The sequence below is a fragment of the Falsirhodobacter sp. 20TX0035 genome (assembly GCF_028307215.1).
In the GTDB taxonomy this organism is placed as follows: domain Bacteria; phylum Pseudomonadota; class Alphaproteobacteria; order Rhodobacterales; family Rhodobacteraceae; genus Falsirhodobacter.
In genome coordinates, this window is sequence record NZ_JAQMHV010000042.1 from 1 (window position 1) to 276 (window position 276).

At 62.3% G+C, this 276-nt stretch carries 1 pseudogene; it reads right to left on the bottom strand.

The window, feature by feature from the left end:
- A pseudogene (locus tag PIJ50_RS16350) lies at positions 1–276 on the bottom strand (transketolase); the annotation flags it as partial.

Here is a 276-nt window from a genome sequence, read left to right on the forward strand (position 1 = left end):
CATCAGCGCCGCCATACGTACGGCGTTACGTGCGTATTCCATGAACATCAGGAAGGTCGCGCCGTAAGGCACCATGCCGCCGTGCAGGGACACGCCGTTCATGATGGCGCTCATGCCGAACTCGCGCACGCCGTAGTACATGTAGTTGCCGCTGGCGTCTTCGGCCGAGACACCTTTGCACCCCTTCCACAGGGTCAGGTTGGAACCGGCCAGGTCAGCCGAACCGCCGAGGAACTCAGGCAGCAACGGGCCAAAGGCGTTCAGGGTGTTCTGGCT